11 protein-coding genes and 3 tRNA genes are annotated in these 21,902 nt (G+C 38.6%); 11 read left to right on the top strand and 3 right to left on the bottom strand.

The genetic code is table 11. The features are described 5' to 3' along the window. Positions 1-11: 11 nt before the first annotated feature. A complete protein-coding gene (locus tag BM179_RS22075) occupies positions 12-950 on the top strand; it encodes a ribonuclease Z (protein ID WP_092019347.1) in 939 nt (312 codons plus the stop codon). Between the two features lie 4 nt (positions 951-954). On the opposite strand, the gene BM179_RS22070 is transcribed toward BM179_RS22075, so the two are convergent. Continuing rightward, positions 955-3,180: a T9SS type B sorting domain-containing protein gene (locus tag BM179_RS22070; protein ID WP_092019346.1), complete on the bottom strand. Its 2,226-nt coding sequence runs from the start codon at positions 3,178-3,180 to the stop codon at positions 955-957. Between the two features lie 545 nt (positions 3,181-3,725). On the opposite strand from BM179_RS22070, the gene gltB reads away from it, so the two are divergent. The 10 genes from gltB to BM179_RS22020 all read left to right on the top strand — a co-directional run bounded on the left by gltB (position 3,726) and on the right by BM179_RS22020 (position 19,561). Further along, a complete protein-coding gene (gene gltB / locus BM179_RS22065) occupies positions 3,726-8,300 on the top strand; it encodes a glutamate synthase large subunit (RefSeq protein WP_092019345.1) in 4,575 nt (1,524 codons plus the stop codon). A 100-nt stretch (positions 8,301-8,400) separates the two neighbouring features. After that, a complete protein-coding gene (locus tag BM179_RS22060) occupies positions 8,401-9,891 on the top strand; it encodes a glutamate synthase subunit beta (protein ID WP_092019344.1) in 1,491 nt (496 codons plus the stop codon). Between the two features lie 705 nt (positions 9,892-10,596). After that, positions 10,597-10,684 (top strand) — tRNA-Ser (locus tag BM179_RS22055). Between the two features lie 37 nt (positions 10,685-10,721). After that, positions 10,722-10,795 (top strand) — tRNA-Pro (locus tag BM179_RS22050). A 78-nt stretch (positions 10,796-10,873) separates the two neighbouring features. Beyond that, a tRNA-Arg gene (locus BM179_RS22045) sits at positions 10,874-10,947 on the top strand. Between the two features lie 187 nt (positions 10,948-11,134). After that, positions 11,135-11,707, top strand: coding sequence for a phage integrase SAM-like domain-containing protein (locus tag BM179_RS22040; protein ID WP_092019343.1), 573 nt, complete (start codon positions 11,135-11,137; stop codon positions 11,705-11,707). A gap of 432 nt (positions 11,708-12,139) precedes the next feature. Then, positions 12,140-12,769 carry an RNA polymerase sigma factor gene (locus BM179_RS22035; protein WP_092019342.1) on the top strand — a complete coding sequence of 210 codons (630 nt, stop codon included), beginning with the start codon at positions 12,140-12,142 and terminating at the stop codon, positions 12,767-12,769. Between the two features lie 191 nt (positions 12,770-12,960). Next, positions 12,961-14,073, top strand: a complete 1,113-nt coding sequence (locus BM179_RS22030) for a FecR family protein (protein ID WP_092019341.1) — start codon at positions 12,961-12,963, stop codon at positions 14,071-14,073. A 226-nt stretch (positions 14,074-14,299) separates the two neighbouring features. Continuing rightward, complete coding sequence (locus BM179_RS22025) at positions 14,300-17,698, top strand: TonB-dependent receptor (protein ID WP_092019340.1); 3,399 nt, start codon at positions 14,300-14,302, stop codon at positions 17,696-17,698. Positions 17,699-17,797: 99 nt separating this feature from the next. Beyond that, positions 17,798-19,561 carry a RagB/SusD family nutrient uptake outer membrane protein gene (locus BM179_RS22020; RefSeq protein WP_092019339.1) on the top strand — a complete coding sequence of 588 codons (1,764 nt, stop codon included), beginning with the start codon at positions 17,798-17,800 and terminating at the stop codon, positions 19,559-19,561. 165 nt (positions 19,562-19,726) lie between these two features. Here the strand turns inward: BM179_RS22020 and BM179_RS25120 are convergent, their stop codons facing one another. Next, positions 19,727-20,047, bottom strand: a complete 321-nt coding sequence (locus tag BM179_RS25120; RefSeq protein ID WP_262503439.1) for a serine hydrolase family protein — start codon at positions 20,045-20,047, stop codon at positions 19,727-19,729. Positions 20,048-20,308: 261 nt separating this feature from the next. Then, entirely contained in the window at positions 20,309-21,901 is a 1,593-nt protein-coding gene (locus BM179_RS22005; RefSeq protein ID WP_092019336.1) for a hypothetical protein, read from the bottom strand. Between the last annotated feature and the right edge of the window lies 1 nt (position 21,902).

Below are 21,902 nucleotides of genomic sequence, written 5' to 3'. Positions count from 1 at the left end.
CCCTTATACAATTGAGTTTTCAGCTTACGATACTTGGTACAGGTTCTGCTACACCTGTTTTAAATCGCCACCCGACTTCCCATCATTTAATAATTGACCAGGAGGGGTATCTTATTGACTGCGGAGAAGGAACTCAATTGCAGCTTCTGGCTTATAAATTAAGGCCCTCAAAAATCAAATACATTTTTATTACGCACCTTCACGGAGATCATTACTTCGGACTGATTGGCCTGCTTTCTACATTTAACCTTCACAGGCGAACAGATGATTTATGGATTTTCGGTCCGGAAGGCCTGGCTGAGATTATTACTATTCAGCTAAAATATTCTGATTCCAGATTGATGTTTAAGATACATTTTACGGAAACAGATACAGAAAAATCTTATCAGTTATTTGAAAATGAACATGTAACCATTCACACCATTCCGCTTATTCACCGGGTTCCCTGCTGTGGTTTTCTCATTCGTGAAAAAGAAAGAAAACGTAATCTTATCAAGGAAATTATCCCTGCCGGGCTTTCTTATGAAGACCTGAAGAGATTGAAAGACGGTTATGATATTCTGGATGAAAACGGACAGATTTTGTACAAAAACCAGGATTATACTACTGAATCTTCCAATAAGCCTCGCAGCTATGCTTTTTGTTCGGATACGCTATATCACAGACCGATTATCGATCAGGTAAAAGGCGTGGATTTGCTTTATTATGAAGCAACCTTTCTGGATGAATTAAGTCAGCGGGCATTCGATACCAATCATTCAACGGCACTTCAGGCCGGAATGGTGGCTCGTGATGCCAAAGTGGGGAAATTGATTATCGGCCATTTTTCTTCACGTTACAAAGTGCTTGATGACCATTTAACAGAAGCGAGATCCGTATTCCCGAATACAGACCTGGCCGTTGAAGGAGAAAGTCTCCTGATCGGGAATTCCGGCGTCAATCATGTCTGAAATGCTACCTTAACAATTCAACCCAGCCTTTGAACTCTCTTTTGGTGAATTTCAGTGCATAATAATACGTGCCGACTGCTAAACCTTCAGCTTCCCATTTAAAATTCCGGTCGATTGACCGATATACTTCCTGCCCCCAGCGATTAAAGAAGACAATACTTTCGAATTTTTCAAAACAATTATCCTCGGGAATCTCAGCGATAGTAAAATTGTCATTTTTCCCGTCTCCGTTCGGCGTGATAATGTTGGCAGGTTTAAAATCGAAATTAGAAAGCTTGTTTTTCAAGGTGATATTTACTGCAACAGTATCGAATCTGTTTGGCTGACAGGAATTGTCTTCCGTAATAAAATTGATTTTCAGTGTTTGTATCTCTTTATTTAACAGTGCCTTACAATCAATTTTCCAGGCAAAAGGAGAATTTATCCTGCCAACACCATCTTTGGCAGACCAGGTAATGCCCAAACTTTTAAAATCCGGACCAACGGTTTGTGCATAGAGTTTAATAGGATCATTATCACTATCATTTGCAATTACGTCAAAATTAAGCTGTTGCTCTTCTGTGCCGTTCAGTACAATTTCTATGGTGGAATTGAGAAGAGTAGTGACTACCGTCGGAGGTGTACTGGTTCTTGGCAAAGCTTTTAAAGTTACAGTTACACTGTCCTTCTGTATACGTCCACATCTTTTGTCAGTAATGAAAAAATCAACGATATAATCATCCTTTCTGATCTGGTTGCAATCCGGAGTCCAGGTAAAAGGAGAATTAAAGAGGCCTGTAGCTGTTCCGCCACTAAAATTCATACCATATGCGGCTAAAGAAAATCCCCGGCCTCTTGCCTCAACCGTTATTTCATCATTATCCAGGTCTTTTCCCAGTACATTAAATCTGATCTGTTTACCAGCTTGCACTTCTGCAAAGTTTTTCAGTAAATCGGTAAGAATACTTGGCTTATTATTCGAAAGAGGTTCCACATAAACCTGAACCCTTAATGTGTCATATTGTGGCTGAGGACAGCCATTGTCAGAAGCAATGAGATCAAAAATGAGCGGTTTCCCATCAAAACTTTCCAGACATTCTCCCAAACATAACTGAGCCCTCAGTGAATCTCCTCTGGAATTAATTCTGGTTTCTCCCGGAGTAATGGTATAATTGTTTCCGCTAAAATTCACAGGTTGGAGAACCACATTGACTGATTGTCCCAAATTGATATCCGTTGCCAGAATATTCAGGCATTTTTTATCAGCTTTCTTAATTGTAATAACATCAGTACTTCTGTAAAAATTATTTTTGCCCTGCTCTTTTAGTCCGATCATAGGTTTGGCATTGGCAATACAATCAATTACTTTTAACTGAAAATCCCGTCGGACTTCTCCGATTTTCTTTCCGTTTCTGAATTCTTCGGTAAGAACGCAAAAAACATAAAGTCCTAATTCACTTGCTGTTACGCTGAGTCTTCCGGTTCTGGGATTGACTGAGAGAGGTTTGGGGCCGGGAATAATATTTTGCAGACTGTAACCAGCACCCCAGCGGACTTCAGGATAGGAGCTGCTGCCTGTCGGAATATCCGGATTAGGTAATTGGGGAGAAGTAAAGCCATTATAGGGCGTCACGAGTTTATAGGTCAGACTATCTCCGTCAGGATCGGTAGCGCCAAATTCAAAGGTAAATGGTGTACCCCGGCAAATATAGTCGCCGGTCAGGTTAACAAATTTTGGAGAAGCGTTTTTGAAAGTTGTACCGTTTTGTCTTAAAGCCGGGAAAGCGAGGTAAAATACAGAGCCTGATGAATTGGGAGAAACAATGTTAGTAATAATAGCATTTCTGCAACATCTTTCCCAGACAATATAATACCCGCCGGGGTCGTCAAACTGATCTTCCTGAAATGAGGTGAGTCTGCTGTATTTAATCAGCCGGGTTCTGATGGAATTATTGGGTTCGCAGCTTGGGTTGGTGTAACCTATAATAGCATTGCTGACAATCGGTAATTCGGCAAAACCCATGAAGTAATTGTCTTTTTTGCGGTAAACCGCGAGCCGGATCATCTGATCCATGGCCTGAACATTACCATTTATATCATCAAAATAGAGGTTTAGCGTTAACAGATGAGTAAAAGGAGCCTGATTGGAGACAGGTTCCATTTGTATTTCACCCCCGACAATGTGTGTGGCGGAGACAGAAAGCGGGATTAAACCAAGTAAGGATATTATAACGACGTAGAGGTATTTCATATATTAACGGCTATTATACAGGAAAGATAAGAAATGATAAGAATATTAGGAAAACTAAGTCTTTGAAATAAAAAAAATATCAAAAAACCTTAAAAGCCAATAAAAAATGGAAAATGTACTAATTTTTTTTTCGATAAATAACTGCTCGTATATGAGGTTTTAAAATAGTGTATTTTATTGAAAAAAAATGTATAATTGCTGAAATTATGTTTGAAAATTTCGTATTTTCATCAGTGTTTTTGCATAAAGACCGGAATGTACCTTTGATTTTGGTAATTTTAATAAAAACCATCACTTTTTGTCAAATTGTATCTAACTAAGATTTTTTTTTGCGAAATATTGAATTTATGCTATTCAGTAGATTGTTTCGTATTTCTCTATTTATTCCAAAGAATTTTTTGTATATCTTTGAAAACTGAAATGTAATTGTAAGTGTATATCAGGAAAGCTTCAATAATCTATTGCGCCTGTCTGAAGGTAAGTTTTGAAGTTTTGCTAACCACCCTGCCTGGTAAGGTGCAATAAATATTAAAAACACAAAAACCATGACAAACTTTGACAATCAAGGGTTGTATCGTAAAGAATTCGAGCATGATGCGTGTGGTATCGGTTTCGTAGCGAACATGAAGGGACGTAAGTCTCATAAAGTAGTGGCTGATGCCATTCAAATGCTTATTCGCATGGACCACCGTGGTGCCTGTGGTTGTGACCCTAATTCTGGTGACGGTGCCGGAATTTTAGTGCAGATTCCTCATGAATTTTTCCTGGAGGAGTGCGCTAAGCTTGGTATTGAATTGCCCTCTGCTCAGAATTATGGCGTAGGTATGACTTTTTTCCCTAAGGATGAAACCATCCGCCAGGAATGTAAAGAAGTTATCAGCCGTAAAGCTAAAAGACTGGGGCTGGAAATTTTGGGATATCGCCTTGTTCCGGTTGATAACTCTGATATTCTGGGAGCTGATTCCGGAAATGCAGAACCTCAGATGGAACAGATGTTTATCAAACGTCCTGAACAGATTGAGGACGAAATGGAATTCGAGCGTAAATTATTCGTTTTCCGTCAGTTTACTTCCCGTATCATCAATGAAACGGTAAAAGGAGTTGACAATAAATTCTATTATACTTCATTGTCGTGCCGTACCATTATTTACAAAGGTATGCTGACAACGATGCAGGTTCCTGCTTATTTTGACGATTTGAAAAGAGAGGAGTTTACTTCGGCTTTAGCGATTGTACACTCACGCTTTTCTACTAATACATTCCCGGAATGGAAACTGGCTCAGCCTTTCCGTTTTATTGCCCATAACGGTGAAATCAATACGGTAAAAGGTAATGCGTCCTGGATGCAGGCTCAGTCGGCTTTATTCAAATCAACTCATTTTACTGATGAGGAATTGGATATGATTCTGCCGATTTGTCAGCTGGGACAATCAGATTCAGCGATTCTCGATAATGCAATTGAAATGTTGTATATGGGAGGACGTTCTCTGCCTCATGTAATGATGATGCTGATTCCTGAAGCCTGGGATGGAAACGAACAAATGGAAGACTACAAGAAAGACTTCTATGAGTATCATGCTGCCATTATGGAACCTTGGGATGGTCCGGCCTCAATTTCATTTACGGATGGAAAAATGATCGGAGCAACATTAGACAGAAATGGTCTTCGCCCTTCCCGTTACTGGGTTACTGATGATGATTTTGTAATCATGGCATCTGAAGCAGGTGTTTTAGATATTGACCAGTCTAAAATTGTAAAAAAAGGTCGTTTACAGCCTGGTAAAATGTTCGTTGTGGACATGGAAGAAGGCCGTATTATACCGGATGAAGAATTAAAAGCCGATATCTGTAAGCGTCAGCCTTACGGAGAATGGTTAAAAACCAATAAAATTAAAGTAGAGGATCTTCCGGAAGCAGGTGCAGAATATCGTACACCTTACGAAAGAGAATTACTTTCCCGTCAGCAGGTATTTGGTTTTACTACTGAAGATTTAAGAGTAGTTTTGTCACAAATGGTTGAAACCGGAAAAGAAGCTTTAGGTTCGATGGGTGTTGATACTCCACTGGCCATTCTTTCAGATCAGGCACAGCATTTATCATACTATTTCAAGCAACTTTTTGCACAGGTAACCAACCCGCCGATTGACCCGATTCGTGAGCGTACTGTAATGTCATTGCTTTCTGATATCGGAGGTTTGAAAAACCTGTTGGAAGAAACACCGGAACACTGCCGTCAGATTGAAATTCAGCAGCCGGTTCTGATGAACAGTGAGGTAGAAAAAATTCGCTGGATTGATCATAAAAACTTCCAGACCAAGTCTATCCATACTACATTCAGAGCAAATGGACAGCCGGGTCAGCTTAAAAGAGCACTTGACCGTATCTGCCAGTATTCTGAGGATGCAGTAGATGATGGTTATGCAATTTTGTTATTGACCGACAGAGGTGTTGATTCTTCACATGCCCCGATTCCTTCTTTATTAGCAACTGCTGCTGTTCATCACCATCTGAACAGAAAAGGAAAAAGAGCGCAGGTTGGTATCATCGTTGAAGCGGGCGATGTATGGGAAACACATCATTTTGCTACTTTGATCGGATTTGGTGCTTCTGCAGTAAACCCTTACATGGCTTTTGAGACAATCAAAGGAATGAAGGAGAAGAATATGCTTGCTGTAGATTATCCTTATGATAAATTAAAGAAAAACTACATCAAAGCAGTAAATGGTGAATTGCTGAAGATTTTCTCTAAAATGGGGATCTCAACATTGCAATCATATCAGGGAGCTCAGATCTTTGAAATTGTTGGTTTGGCGAAAGAGGTTGTAGATAAATATTTCAACGGAGCAATTTCACGCATCGGCGGAATTGATCTGGAAGGAATTGCCAAAGAAGCCTTGATCAAACACAGAAATGGTTATCCTGAAACAATTGTTTCAAATCCTAAACTTGAAGTAGGGGGCGTTTATCAGTGGAAACACCGTGGTGAAGCTCACTTATTCAATCCGGAAACGATTCACTTATTGCAGCAGTCAACCAAAACTAAGAACTACGCTTTATACAAGAAATATTCGAAATTGGTAGATGACCAGTCTGAAAAAGCAATGACCTTAAGAGGTTTGCTGAAATTCAGGAAAGGAACACCAATTCCAATCGAAGAAGTAGAGCCGGTTGAAAGCATTTACAAACGTTTTGCAACAGGAGCAATGTCATTCGGTTCGATTTCTTATGAAGCTCATACTACTTTGGCAATTGCGATGAACCGTATCGGCGGTAAATCGAATACCGGAGAAGGTGGTGAAGATCCGATCCGTTTTGAACCTATGGCCAATGGAGATTCTATGAACTCTGCCATTAAGCAGGTAGCATCAGGACGTTTTGGCGTAACAGCCAATTATCTGACAAATGCCAAAGAACTTCAGATTAAAATGGCTCAGGGTGCCAAGCCTGGTGAAGGTGGTCAGCTTCCCGGACATAAAGTAGATGACTGGATCGGTAAGACCCGTCATTCGACACCGGGTGTGGGTTTGATTTCACCTCCTCCTCACCACGATATTTATTCAATTGAGGATTTAGCTCAGCTGATTTTCGATCTGAAGAATGCTAACCGTGAGGCCAGAATTTCAGTGAAATTAGTATCAGAAGCAGGTGTAGGTACAATCGCTGCCGGTGTGGCGAAAGCACATGCTGATCATATCCTGATTGCCGGACACGATGGTGGAACAGGGGCATCTCCTTTGTCTTCTATCCGTCATGCCGGTTTACCTTGGGAGCTTGGTTTAGCAGAAACACATCAGACGCTTGTTCGCAATAAATTGCGTGGAAGAGTTACAGTTCAGACAGATGGTCAGATCAAAACAGGTAAAGACCTTGCTGTTGCAGCGCTTTTGGGTGCTGAGGAATTCGGAGTAGCAACCGCTGCTTTGGTTACCGCGGGATGTATTATGATGCGTAAGTGTCATTTGAATACTTGTCCGGTAGGTGTGGCAACGCAAAATCCTGAACTGCGTGCGATGTACACAGGAAATCCGGATCATGTAGTGAACCTGTTCTATTTCCTTGCGCAGGAATTACGAGAACATATGGCCGAACTTGGATTCCGTACAATTAATGAAATGGTAGGTCAGGTTGATCGTCTTGAAATGAGAGATGGTATTGACCACTGGAAATACAAGCAACTGAATCTTTCTTCAATTCTGTATAAAGAACCAATGTCGTTAGATGTGGCATTGTACAAACAGGAAGACCAGGATCATGGTCTGGATGTTCAGGTTGACTGGAAATTACTTGATTTGGCTAAGCCTGCTATTGAATCTCAGACGAAGGTTTACGGAGAATTGGATGTAATCAATGTAAACCGTACAATCGGTACTATGCTTTCCAATGAAATTACCAAAAAATACGGTGCGAAAGGCTTGCCGAAAGGATTGGTACATTTCAAATTTACCGGAACAGCAGGGCAGTCGTTTGGAGCATTCTCAGTAAATGGCTTAAAGCTTGAATTGGAAGGTGATGCCAATGACTATGTAGGAAAAGGACTTTGCGGAGCGGAGCTGATTGTTTATCCAAACAAAAAAGCACCATTTAACCCTTCTGAAAACTCTGTTGTAGGAAACGTTTCATTTTATGGAGCAACTTCAGGAGAAGCTTATCTGAGAGGTATGGCAGGAGAACGTTTCTGTGTACGTAACTCAGGCGCTAAAGTGGTAGTGGAAGGAATAGGTGACCACGGTTGCGAATATATGACCGGAGGTTTGGTAATTATATTGGGAGATACAGGAAGAAACTTTGGAGCAGGTATGTCTGGTGGAGTAGCTTATGTATGGAACAAAAAGGGAGATTTTGCTGCGAAGCTGAACGGCGAAATGGTAGCTATCGAAGAACTTACTCCGGAAGACGAAAATATCCTGAAAATGTATATTGAAAAGCATGCTGAAAATACCGGCTCAGATGTAGCCGCGACTATTTTAGCTAATTTCAATGATGTTTTGAAAGAGTTTGTGAAAGTAATGCCACAAGATTTCAAGAAAGCGCTTGCTGCAAGAGATATTACAGTTTCGGAAGTGCTAGAAAACAAAGATGTGGTTTACAGAGATATTCAGGTAGAGGTCGCTCATCACTAATCGCGCATCAGAATTTTAATTTGAAATTTTGAGAATCCGGTAGCAGCCGGATTCTCAAATCCTCAAGTTTCCAAATCTTCAAATTCAATTTATTTGCAAAATGGGAAAGCCAACAGGATTCTTGGAAGTAACAAGAGAAACTCCTAAAAAAAGACTCGTCTCAGAACGTGTCAATGATTATAAAGAAATTGATATTGATTTACCAAAAGATAAGGTAGAGGCACAGGCCAGCCGTTGTATGGACTGTGGTACTCCGTTCTGTCATAATGGTTGTCCGCTTGGGAACATCATTCCTGAGTTTAATGATGCTGTTTATGAGCAGAACTGGGGATATGCTTACGAAATTTTATCTTCAACCAATAATTTCCCTGAATTTACAGGCCGTATCTGTCCGGCTCCATGTGAGTCTTCATGTGTTCTCGGAATCAACAAACCACCGGTTGCGATTGAGTATATTGAGAAATCAATTATTGAATTTGCTTTTGGAAATGGTTTGGTAAAACCGAATATTCCTGAAAAAAGAACAGGTAAAACTGTAGCCGTTGTAGGTTCTGGTCCTGCGGGTCTGGCTGCTGCTGCCCAATTAAACAAAGCTGGTCATACGGTTACGGTATTAGAGCGTGCTGATGAAATAGGAGGTTTATTGAGATATGGTATTCCTGATTTCAAACTGGAAAAAACAGTAGTAAAACGCCGTGTAGAGTTAATGGAGCAGGAAGGCGTTATATTTAAAACGAACGTAAATGTCGGGGCTGATATTAAAGGTGAAGCTTTGATAGAAGACTATGATCTGGTTTTATTAGCCGGAGGATCAACAATTCCGCGAGTTTTAGGTATTCCGGGTTCAGATTTAAACGGAATTTTCCCGGCAATGGAATTCCTTTCCCAGCAAAACAAGAGAGTAGCCGGAATTGAGCGGGTTGTGGATCACCGTGGCGCAAAATACGAACACGGAGAAATTTTAGCTACTGATAAAAATGTAATAGTAATCGGTGGTGGTGATACAGGTTCTGACTGTGTCGGAACATCTAACCGTCATAAGGCGAAAAGTGTTACCCAGGTTGAAGTAATGCCAATGCCTCCGAAAGAAAGAGCTGAGCATACTCCATGGCCAAACTGGCCGATGATGCTTCGTACTTCTACTTCACATGAAGAAGGAGCGGATCGTCACTGGTCGATTGCCGTAAAGGAATTTGTAGGAGATGCTGACGGGAAACTGAAAGGTATTAAAATTGCTGATATTGCTTTGGAAGTTGTGAACGGAAAGGCAAATCAGGTTCATCAGAATGAGCGTGAAATTCCATGTGAACTGGCATTGATTGCGGCAGGTTTCTTACATCCTCAGAGAGAAGGTTTATTGACGCAATTGCAGGAAAAAGGATTGGAGTTTGATGAAAGAGGAAATGTAAAGGCGCATAATTACCAAACAGAGATTGAGAACGTTTTTGTAGCAGGAGATATGCGTCGTGGACAATCATTGGTAGTCTGGGCGATTTCTGAAGGAAGAGAAGCGGCAAGAGCGGCAGATATTTACCTGATGGGTACTTCTAATCTGGAAGCAAAAGCTGTTTCAATGTTTGCTACTGTGTAATTAAATAAGAAATATTGTTAAAAAGGCCGTTAGATTTAGTTCTGACGGCCTTTTTTAATGTTGACAGAGGTTTCTAGCCGGAAAAAGAATTGATTTCCTCAGAGGATAAGAATATGATTTGTTTAAACGATGCTATTTATGAAGAGGATTAGTTGAAATGATCATATTATGTAAAGATCGTCTCAAGAGCACAGCAGAGGAACAACAGATCGGGAGGAAGTGTTAGTTAGTCTCAGGATTAAGAATAGCTTTTTGCAAAAAAGCGGTAAGAGCAATGTTTTTACAGGTAAAAACAAAATAAAGTTCAAATGGCTGGCAGTATTGAAATAGATAGAAGAGAGGGATTTTGCAAAATATTGAAAAGAAGGAGGGAGATTATTGAAAGAATTGAATATTTCAGTCAGAATAAATGAATTAATGAAAAAAAATCAGTGGTGGGATGGAAGAGAAAAACACCTTAAAAACTCAAAAAACGGGTCAGAATCAAATTTTGATTAAATAAAGGAAAAAAAGTTAAAAAAATATTAACGTATTAGTGCTGTTTTAAAAAACTGTATTACAGCAAGATATGTAAAAGTTAGCAAAAAGTGTGATTTTTTTTTAGATTTTTTTTGAATCAAAACTTGCATCGTACTAAAAAAAAGCCCTACCTTTGCATCACCTAAACGGAACAAGGGTATCACAAGAGAAACCTAGCACGTTTAAGGAGAGATGCCTGAGAGGCCGAAAGGAGCAGTTTGCTAAACTGTCGTACCCCTAAAGGGTACCGAGGGTTCGAATCCCTCTCTCTCCGCTCCAATATTCTGGAGGAAGAGAGTTTAGGTAATTTTCGGGGTGTAGCGTAGCCCGGTATCGCGCTTGGTTTGGGACCAAGAGGTCGCAGGTTCGAATCCTGCCACCCCGACAGTAAATAAAGGATTTTAGATTTTAGATTTTAGATTTTGAATTCTAAAGTCATAGTTCTAAAATCCTTTTTTATTTCGGTTCCGTAGCTCAGTTGGATAGAGCAACTGCCTTCTAAGCAGTAGGTCTTTGGTTCGAATCCAAACGGAATCACTAAATCAGATCCGGATAAATTCTGGTAAATTAAAAAGGTCACTCAATAGGTTGAGTGACCTTTTTTTGTGCCTTCCGTATTAAAATCATTTTACTACAGTTCACTACAACACCGAAAATGTTACACTCATTTGTTACACTCATAAAAGATGAATCAAATTACATTTCATATTGAATTAGCATCCGCATGACTCAAAATCGTATTCATAAGGGTTTCAGTGTTGGTTATGCTATTGAAAAAAAGGATTGGAATGTAAAACGAAGTGAGGTTAGAACGTCACATCCTTTATCTGTGATAATTAATGCAGCAATACAATCTAAAAGAAAAGGAGTAGTTCAGAAATCTGAAGTAAGTATGCTTCTACCATGTAGGAAGGTTAAAGTGGAATTAGTGGGTGAAAGTTTTATTGATTATTATATAAAAGAAATATCTCTACCTCAAATTCAGGAACCAGTATTAAATAAATTGATCGGGTATCCTGAGGAGGCGGACCTTCTGTTTTCCGAGATAAATCCAACATGGATTCAGAAATATCATGAGCATCTATCAGAATTAGGAAATGATTACAATACGATAAATCAGAATCTAAGATGTCATTATAAGCCCCGTGATCGAGTGTCTCCTTTTTATGGATACTATAATGCCACGATATTATGTACGATAAACCCTCTCAAAGTAAAGAAAATCCTGAACTGGAATTTTGGAAGCATATCCCAACTACTTGAGACGATACCAAAGTTATTATGGAAAAATCGGTGAAATTGTCACTATTGCCCAAAGAAGTGGGAAAGACGGGTTTGTAGTAGGGGTAACGATTACTGTACAGTCCGTTATCAAAATTATTTTTAATTGTCAAAAAGCAAAATACTGACTTTAATTTACAAATTAGCTGGCAACCATTAATAAGAGCTACATTTTCTCAACCTTCAAAACCTAATATAGTTATGATTAATGGAGAGGAGAAGCAAGCTGAATACCAATATGCTTCATTCCTGATTTCCTTACAAAAATAAAATTAGGTTTCCATATAAAATTTATCCAACAACTTTACTTTTAACTCAGAATAAAACATGGTAATTAACCGGAATGAATATTTTTTGTAATATATATGCATTTTTTTGAATAAAAATCAGAAAATGAAGGGTATTAGGCTATCTATTTGCGTCTTTAATAAAATGCTTAAACATTTATATGAGAACGATAGATAGAATTCCGAGTGATGAAGCCAGATTAAGTCAATTATGGCTCCAATTTAAAAATGGAGACGGGGAGGCATTTGACAAAATTTTTGCTATTCGATACAGAGAGCTATATAATTATGCTACACGTTTCTCTAAAGACAAAGAATTAATCAAGGATTGTATTCAAGATCTTTTTCTTGAATTGTGGTCACATAGAGAAAGACTCGTCGAAAACCCTTATGTTACCATTTACCTCATTAAGGCACTTCGAAATAACCTATTCAGGAAACTAAAATTAGAAAAACGATTAGGCAATATTACTTACTTTGAAGAAGAATCCTTTACGATCACCGATGGAGTATCGGTTGAAACCGAATGGATTGCCGAGGAGTTTCTGCTCGAAAACGAGCAAACGATTCGTCAGGCTATTATTCAATTACCCAGACGTCAACAGGAAGCCATCTTCTTGAAATACTATCAGGGTTTTTCTAATGAAGAAATTGCTTCAATTATGGATATTGAGCGCCAAACAGTGGCAAATTTTTTGCATCGTTCTCTCTCGAACTTAAAGAAAATATTACTCTCTATTAGTGATATTTTAATCATTCCACTTCTAAAGTATCTCTTTTTCCCTCTTTAAATTTCATGTTTGGAGTTATTGAGTATTTTTTATTTAACACTTCGTGATTGAATAAATCAAATTGATTTTGAGTAATTGATGATTTTTTGTCTGAAAGAAAAATTATTTTAAAAAAATATAAACAAGAAGGGTATTGTTTGTGCCAAAGCTACTATTTCAGTGTATAAAAGCCCAAAAATACAATTTTATCTATGCAAGATTATACAAAATATTCTATTAAAGACTTCATTCTAGATGAGTCTTTTTGTAGATGGGTAATTAGAAACTCAACAGAAGATACCTTATTTTGGGAAAACTGGCAGAAGCAACATCCACAACAGGCTAAAACTGTTTTGGCCGCAAAAGAGCTTATAAAAAAAATACATGATGCCCATGAGGAACTGACAGAAACCGAATTGAAGACTGCTCTGATACGCTTATCAAAGAGCAGAGACGAACTTTCTTTACACAAGTCTTCTTATTCAACAGCTAAGCGCTTAATCGGTTTTGCTAAACTATGGAAAATTGCTGCAACTGTCGCTATCGGAATTATAGCTTTGTTATATATCACTACACAATTATCTGTCAATCCTTTTAGGAATAGTACAGTATATGAGAAACGTATAGAAAATAAGAAAGAGTTGTTGCTGGAAGTAATTAATAAAGGTAAAAGCGAAATGCTTGTGTATTTACCAGACAGAAGTGTAATAAAGCTAAGAGCAAATAGTCGTATTAGTTATCCTAAAATATTTGCAGGCACTAATCGTGAAGTGTTCTTAAGCGGAGAAGCCTTTTTTGAAGTTACTAAAGATCCCAGGAAGCCCTTTATTGTTTATGCCAATGAACTTATTACTAAAGTATTAGGGACCAGTTTTACAATAAGCTCTTATGATAATGATACAGAAGTAAAAGTAATCGTAAAAACGGGAAAGGTTGCTGTATATTCATCTGAAAAAGAGGAAGGCATTTCAACAGAACAGGCAGAATTGACACTAACCCCAAATCAGAAGGCAATATTCAATCGTTCTGCAAAGCAAATAGAACGCACTTTGATTGAGTTGCCAGATCCTGTAAAACCTTCAGGTATTAAAAATAATATATTGGTTTTTGAAAATACGCCAGTTTATGAAGTACTGGATTCTCTGCAAGAAATTTATGGGATTACTATAAAATATGATAGAGCGTTACTTTCTAAGTGTCAGCTCACGGCAGAGCTGGAAAACCAGCCTTTGTATGAAAAATTGACATTAATCTGTAAAGCTATTAATGCCACTTATGAAATCAAAGACGGTGAAATAGTAATTAATGGAAGTAAGTGTAATTAAATAACTCCGCCGATTCTAAAAAAGTCTCTTTAAACAAATAACTATGTAAATAATGAATCAATTGTACTAATTCCTCAAATACTTTCTAAATGAAAATGTCGAAGATGCGAGCACATCTTCGACAAATTTTCTCCCTCATGTTGCTTAAAAGCAATAACCGGCCTGAACTAAGTTTTGGGTCGGCAGGGATTCTTTTTACTAAATTTTAAAAAAGCTTAGTCAAGTTATGAAAAAAATTACAAAACAAAACAAGATTTTGTTGAAAATCATGCGTTTTTCTCTTTATCAGATTATAATAACTTTTGTATGTGCAACATTTGCTATTGCACATGATAATATGGGACAGGAGTTTCTGAATCAGAAGGTTGTCTTGCATTTAGAAAACAAGTCCCTTGATCTGGCATTACGGCAGATTCAAAAAGCAACATCTGTTAAATTTATATATAGCCCCCAAGTGATAGGTTCTGAAAGAAATGTTTCAATTGATATTCAGAACGAGTCTCTCAGGAATGTACTTGTCAGGTTGCTAAAACCCTTGGATCTTTCTTTCGAGACCATCGGTTCGGCCATTCTCCTGAACCGAACGATAAAGCCTATATTGTTGCCAATGAATTCGCTTTCGGTTTCATGGACGAGTTATCTTGCTGAAAAAAATATAACTGGGATAATTGTTGACGAAAAAAATCAGCCCATGCCAGGTGTAAGTGTTTCCATAAAAGGAACATCTAAAGGGGTTAGCTCATTGTCAGATGGTAAATATTCCATTCAGGTACCGAGTGGAAATAGCACGTTGGTTTTCTCATTTGTCGGTTATATCACACAAGAAGTAGAAGTAAATAACCGCTCGAAAATAGATATTGCTATGCAATTAGATAACAAAGCGCTAGACGAAGTAGTGGTAGTAGGTTATGGAGAACAAAAGAAAGAAAGTGTAGTCGGAGCTATCACAACAGTAAAAATTAACGATATAAAATCTGCTGCGCCAAGGTCTTTAAATAATGCTTTAGCTGGAAAAGTAGCAGGGATTATTGCAGTTCAAAGAAACGGTGAACCTGGGTACGACGATGCTCAGTTTTGGGTTCGTGGTATTAGTACTTTCGGGGCAGGAGCATCACCATTAGTGCTTGTCGATGGCGTTGAGAGACCGATTAATAACATAGAGCCGGAAGAGATAGAATCCTTCTCTGTATTAAAAGATGCTTCGGCAACAGCTGTTTATGGCATTCGGGGAGCAAATGGGGTAATTTTAGTTACCACAAGAAGAGGAACCAACGATAAGCCTACTGTGAGCTTTAAATATGAAACAGGATTAAATTCTCCAACAAGTTTACCAGAGTTGGTTGATGGTATAACGTATCTGAACTTGTATAACGAAGCCCAGTTGGCTTCAAACCCAAACTTTGTAACACCTTATACCCCAGAAGTTATTAAAAAATATGCCTCGGGGACGGACCCTTACTTGTATCCTAATGTTAATTGGTTAGACTTAATGGTGAAAAAAAATACGCCTACTAAACGCGCCAATCTTAATATTACGGGAGGCTCAGTCAATGCAAAATACTTTGTATCAGCAACCTACTATGATGAACAGGGAATCTGGAAAGGCGATAACCTTAATACCTACAATACTAATGCGGGACTAAAGCGCTATAATTTCCGTGCTAACACTGATGTTAGATTAGGCAAAAATACAGAATTGAAATTGGGTTTAGGAGGTATTCTAATCACCTCAAATTATCCGGGGGCTTCTGCTTCAAATATTTGGAGTGAAATTTATTTTAATACGCCTATTGGTTATGCACCTACTTATCCATTCAATAATCCTGCTGGATTTGTATATGGCGGTGTAAACGGGGTAACGAACCCCTATATGCTCCTTACCGGAAAAGGGTTTTCTACCGAATGGAGAAACAATATTCAGTCGGATATTACCCTTAATCAGGATTTATCTGATGTTGTAAAAGGCTTGAAGTTTTCGGGAAAGTTTGCTTTTGACGGCTATAACTTTCACAATATCGGAAGAATCAGGTCCGCTGTGGATGCCTATATTGCTACAGGAAGAAATACGAATGGAGATTTATTGTTAAATAAATTTGTTAACGGTAACGCTGACTTAGGTTTCTCAAAATCTTCAGGTGGAAACAGACGTATCTACATGCAAGCTAATTTTAATTATGATAAAACCATTGGAAGCCACGCTATTAGTGGACTTTTACTTTATAACCAACAGGATTACCAATCGGCTGATGCCGCTGATGCCATAAGTTCATTGCCATTCAGGTTACAGGGGTTGGTTGGCCGTGTATCTTACAATTACAAGTCTAAATACTTCTTTGAGTTTAATGCTGGTTATAACGGTTCTGAGAACTTTGCCAAAGGCCATCGGTTTGGCTTTTTTCCTGCGTATGCTTTAGGGTGGATAATTTCGCAGGAACCCTTTTTCAAGGATAATGATGTTATACAATATTTAAAACTAAGAGGATCTTATGGTACAAAAGGGAATGATCAAATTGGTGGACGTCGTTTTGCTTACTTAACAACGGTAGGAGGGGGTAATGGCGGATATACCTTTGGGGTGGATGTAAATAATGTTTTTTCGGGGAGAGGGGAAGACCAATGGGGTGCAGATCTTACATGGGAGAAAGAAATTGAAAGTAATATAGGTATTGAAATGCGTTTTTTACGCGGATTTTATGTACAGGCAGATATCTTCCATAGAAATCGTTCTGGAATCTTTATGCAACGAAACTCCCTTCCAGACATTATGGGTCTTCAAAATAATCCGTGGGGAAATATTGGGGAGTTCGAGAATAAGGGGATTGATGCCAATATGGAGTATAATAAAAAACTAGGAAAACTAAACTTAGGCCTAAAAGCCAATGTAACGTATGTTCAGAATAAGCTTATTAATGATGATGCTCCGGACTATAAATATACTTATCAAAACAGAAGGGGGAAGCGCTATCAACAACCTTTTGGCCTGATTGCAGAGGGTTTGTTTACCAGCCAGGACGAAATAAATAATTCTCCTGTTCAAACGTTTGGACCAGTACGTGTCGGAGACATAAAATATAAAGATGTGAATGAAGATGGGAAAATTGACGCATTTGATGAAGTAGCTATCGGAAATCCTGGTACTCCGCAATTAGTATATGGTTTTGGGGTATCACTCAGTTTTAAAGGCTTTGACTTTTCAGCCTTCTTACAAGGTGCAGGAACAATGAGCTTTATGCTTGGAGGAGTTGGGTTTTATCCATTTGCAGAAGGAGGAATTCGTGGGAATATCAATATAAATGTGTTAAATCGTTGGACTCCTGAAAACCCTAACCAGGATGTTATCTTCCCAAGACTTTCTTTTGGTACTAATGCCAACAATTTCCGTCCGTCTACCTGGTGGCAAAGAGATGCCGGTTATTTACGCTTAAAAACTGTCGAAATAGGTTATACAATCCCTAAGGAGGTTACACAAAAATTTAAAATAAATACTTTCAGAGTGTATGTCTCAGGACTAAACCTTCTTACCTGGAGTAAATTTAACTTCTGGGATCCTGAATTAGGTGATGGGAGAGGAGCCGTATATCCTATCCAAAAGAACATTAATATGGGTGTAAATATTAATTTTTAAGGCGATTCACCCTTGATATACTTTATTTTCTTTCTAAAAAGTATTAAAAAAACTGATGGTTGAACAAAATAATCAACTGTATAATTTAAGGACAAAACAATGAAACGAATATCCATCTTTCTTTTATTTATATCAGGCATAATAGGTTTTTCGTGTGATGATTTTCTGGATAAACAGCCGGATGATATGTTGACTATTGATGCTGTATTTACTACAAGACTGGAGGTTGAAAAATACCTTGCCAACATTTATAGTTACCTGCCAGACCCGGCAGATCCTTATGCCAACTTAACGCCGGTATCTGACGAAGGAGATTTTGTTTGGACAACAATTGGGGCTAATAATATTAATACTGGAAACTGGGGGCCTACCTCTATTCCTTATGATAGATATTCATTTTACTACAAGGCTATTCGGGCAGCCTCGGTGTATATTAGTCAGGTGGAACGCTGTACTGAATGTGAGGGCATTACACCAGGCATTAATATTCGAACAAAAGCTGAGGCCCGTGCGTTGAGGGCCTATTATTACTTTCTTTTGTTACAACAATACGGTCCGGTAGTAATTTTATCTAATGCGATCCCTGTTGATGCTACAAATGCGGAAACACTTCGTCCACGTAATTCTTATGATGAATGCGTGAAATATATTGCTGACGAACTTGATTTAGCAGCTAAAGATTTGCCTGGTACCGTTCCTAATGTAATAGATTATGGTAGAATGGATAAACGTACAACAATGGCGATAAAAGCCCGTGTGTTATTATATGCTGCCAGTCCTTTGTTTAATGGAAATAATCAGGATTATGCTGATTTCAAAAACTCAAATGGGAAGTTATTAATTACAAATAGTTATGACGTCAACAAATGGAAACTGGCAGCTGACGCCGCCAAGGCTGTAATAGATATGATGCCCGGGGGGTTGTATAAAAAATCGACTGTCAATGGTGATTTAGACCCTTATGCTTCATATAGAGATGTGTTTATTGATCGTTGGAACAGTGAAGTAATTTGGGGAAGACCAAGTGCTAATACCAATAAGTGGACTATTCATGCGGCACCGCGACAAATGAAGGGGTGGAATGGCTTGGCTGTTACACAACAAATGGTTGATGCCTATCACATGGCCAATGGCAAACGTATTAATGAGGCTGGTTCGGGCTATATAGAAACAGGGCTTTCGAGTACTGACACAAAGTTCACCAAATCGCTGGACTGGAATATGTACCTCAATCGTGAACCCAGGTTTTATGTATGTGTGCTGTATAATCACGATACCTGGGTATTTTCGGGTGCCTCCGGTACACCTATTCAATTATATGCTACAGGTGCTTCCGGTAAAAACGGTTCTCATGATCATACCGAAACAGGTTATTTGCTTACAAAATTTGTAAGCCCAAATAGTGATGTGCCTAATAATAGATATACACAACAATCTTGGATTTATTTTAGATTAGCAGAAATGTATCTTAATTATGCAGAAGCCTTAAATGAATATAACCCAAATAATGCTGACATTGCTAAATACATCAATTTAGTTCGTGAAAGAGCAGGTATTCCGGCATTGCCAACTGGCTTCAATCAGTCAGAAATGCGTGATCGTGTTCGACATGAAAGACGAATTGAGCTAGCCTTTGAGGAACACCGTTTATATGATGTGCGTAGATGGAAGATTGCTCAGGAAACACAAGGCGGCCCTATGTATGGTATGAATATAAGCAAAGGAATAAGCTTTACCGATACAGAGTTTTATGAAAGGTCTGTTTTTGAAACACGTGTTTTTGAAAGAAAACACTATTTCTGGCCAATTCCACAATCAGAAATAGATAGAAATAAGCTAATGATACAGAATCCTGGGTGGTAAAATACTGTTCAGAAATGATGTGTTGAACGAATGTTAGAAGTAAAGAGAAATGATGAGCAATTAATCTTAAAGCAAATGAAGGTCAGGCAATAATGCCAAAAGAAATACCTTGATAAAACGATAAATCCATAAGAGCAGATTAAACGATAAATTTGCTTTTATGGATTAGTCACTATCACTTATGCTGGCATAATCTTCCTCACTTCCAATGCTAATATAATCATTCAACGTTGACCTTTCACCACCTCCCGGTATAGGAGCATGTCCACCTGCCGAATCTACCGGGGTAAAATGTGTTTGTATCATTCCCGGAGGTTTTGCTATTTTTTCTTGAAAAAGTTCTTCCCGATTTTTGCCACTTACCAGTTCTGCCATACAATCTGCCACCTGCATGGCCAGTTCTCCAGATTTAAATTTTGTTCCCGCCAAAGTATCTGCAGGAAGTGGAATGATATTAGCGACGGAAGCCACCAAATCCTGTGTTATGTATGCCTGTTGGTCGACATTTGGACTGATAATCGGGATAACCAGCAGTATGCGAAAGCAATGTTACCAAAGTATGACTGATAAACAACTTTGTTTTTGTGAGCAGTTAATAGAGCCGCTCCTTTTGTCCACTATCAACCCAAGCCTGTACTTGTTATGGAATGGGTTCAAAACGCTTGCAGGATCTTTGAGCAAAAACAGTTTTAGCCATGTACAGGCAGAAGATAATCATGCAGAATGGTTTCATGCGGCTTTGTGTTATTATTGATATATTTCAAAACATTGCTCTACAGGTTCGGCTGACTGCACTTTTCCTGCAATGCCGTATTGCCATGCTATCACCGTAACCTTTATAGGAAACTTAGCTTTGGGTGGAATTTTCGTAAAAATTAAGCGTTCGTTTTCAATATAGGCAGGGCCTTCTTTTACATAATAACTTACTGGCAGGTCTGAGCTGGAAAAGCCATTTAAGTTAATTGAACGAACACCAGTTTTTTGATTTGGAATAATACCGAAGGCAATGCTTTGAGCCGTTCCTTGTGTATTTTTCAAAGGAAACTTTATTTCTAATTGTTGTACAGCCGATTTGTACGTATCATCACCATCGTTATGCGCAAGTAGCCAAATACTATTACTTCTTTTTTGATTATTAAAGCCTATACGATAAAAACTTAATTGAAAGGTACTATCGTTCAACTTTTTTACCGGGCCACAAATTCTATCAATCAATAAAGGTGTTTCAGGATGTTCGCTAACTGCTTTTTCACGTAATGAATCTGTAAAAAATGCTTTTAACTGAAAGCTATTGCCATCTGCCAAGGGTTTGAAACCTGGTTGATATACAGCATGATTTTTTACAGGAAGGAGTATTTTTCCTTCCTGTAAAAAGCCTAAGTATTGTATTTTTTTCCCTCTGGCTTTGGCATAGTATGCCTCTGTAACTTTGGCATGGGCTTCGTCAAAACACCAGGATGCTTCATACTTATTGCCTTGATACAAATGGTAAGGTTGCGGCTTTGTCTTTGGCAAACTATCTTTTCGCCAGCGATCTATCAGCCAGCCATTTTGAGGATATACAGGGCGTAAGGACCGATTTTTCTCTTTAGACAAACGATATTTGGCAGCTTTTTCTATAAATAAGCCTACGTAATCAACCATCGCATCGTTATAATCAAAATGTCCGTGACCAGCATCGGCAAAGAATGTAATGGGCGTTTTAGGATATTTTGCTACGTGTTTAAACCCGGGTTCGAGGCGTTTTTCCCACCATTCATATTCTCCCATGATAAATAAACCCGGTATACCTTCAATATTTCTATTCTCCCAATCAACATTGGCCCGTCCATATCCTGTCAGGTTGGTTTGAGGAGTATCACCGTGTACTGAGACTACCGCTAACGTTTGTTGGGGGTTCCATGCGGCAAAGTTCCAAGGGTAAGTTGCCATAGCCGAATGTCCGATAGGAACAATCGGGGCAGTAGCCAATTCTTTATACCCTGATACTTTAGCCAAAGAATTCATCATGGTTTGGAAATGTTTGGGAGCATCGCCATGAAAATCGAAAGGAACTTCTAAAACTGGCGTTACCCAAATTTCGGCAAAGCCGATTTTGGATAACGTTTTTCTAAAGTTAGTATTTTCTAACATTCCTTCCTCCACCATATTGTGCATTCCTATTACTACTCCCCTTACATTCTTACAATTTTCAGGAATCCATAAAAAGGCCTGAGGGTTAGCATTGGTTTCGGCATTGATAAGTCCCTCGACTGGGGCTGACCATTGCCATACTTGAGCAACAGCCGAGCAACAGCAATTAATTATCAATAATCCAATAATGGCCATTTTTTGTCGCATA

It is taken from the genome of Pseudarcicella hirudinis, assembly GCF_900115665.1.
GTDB lineage: Bacteria > Bacteroidota > Bacteroidia > Cytophagales > Spirosomataceae > Pseudarcicella > Pseudarcicella hirudinis.
Note: the sequence above shows the minus strand (reverse complement) of the source record. Positions and strands in the feature narration are given on the sequence as shown.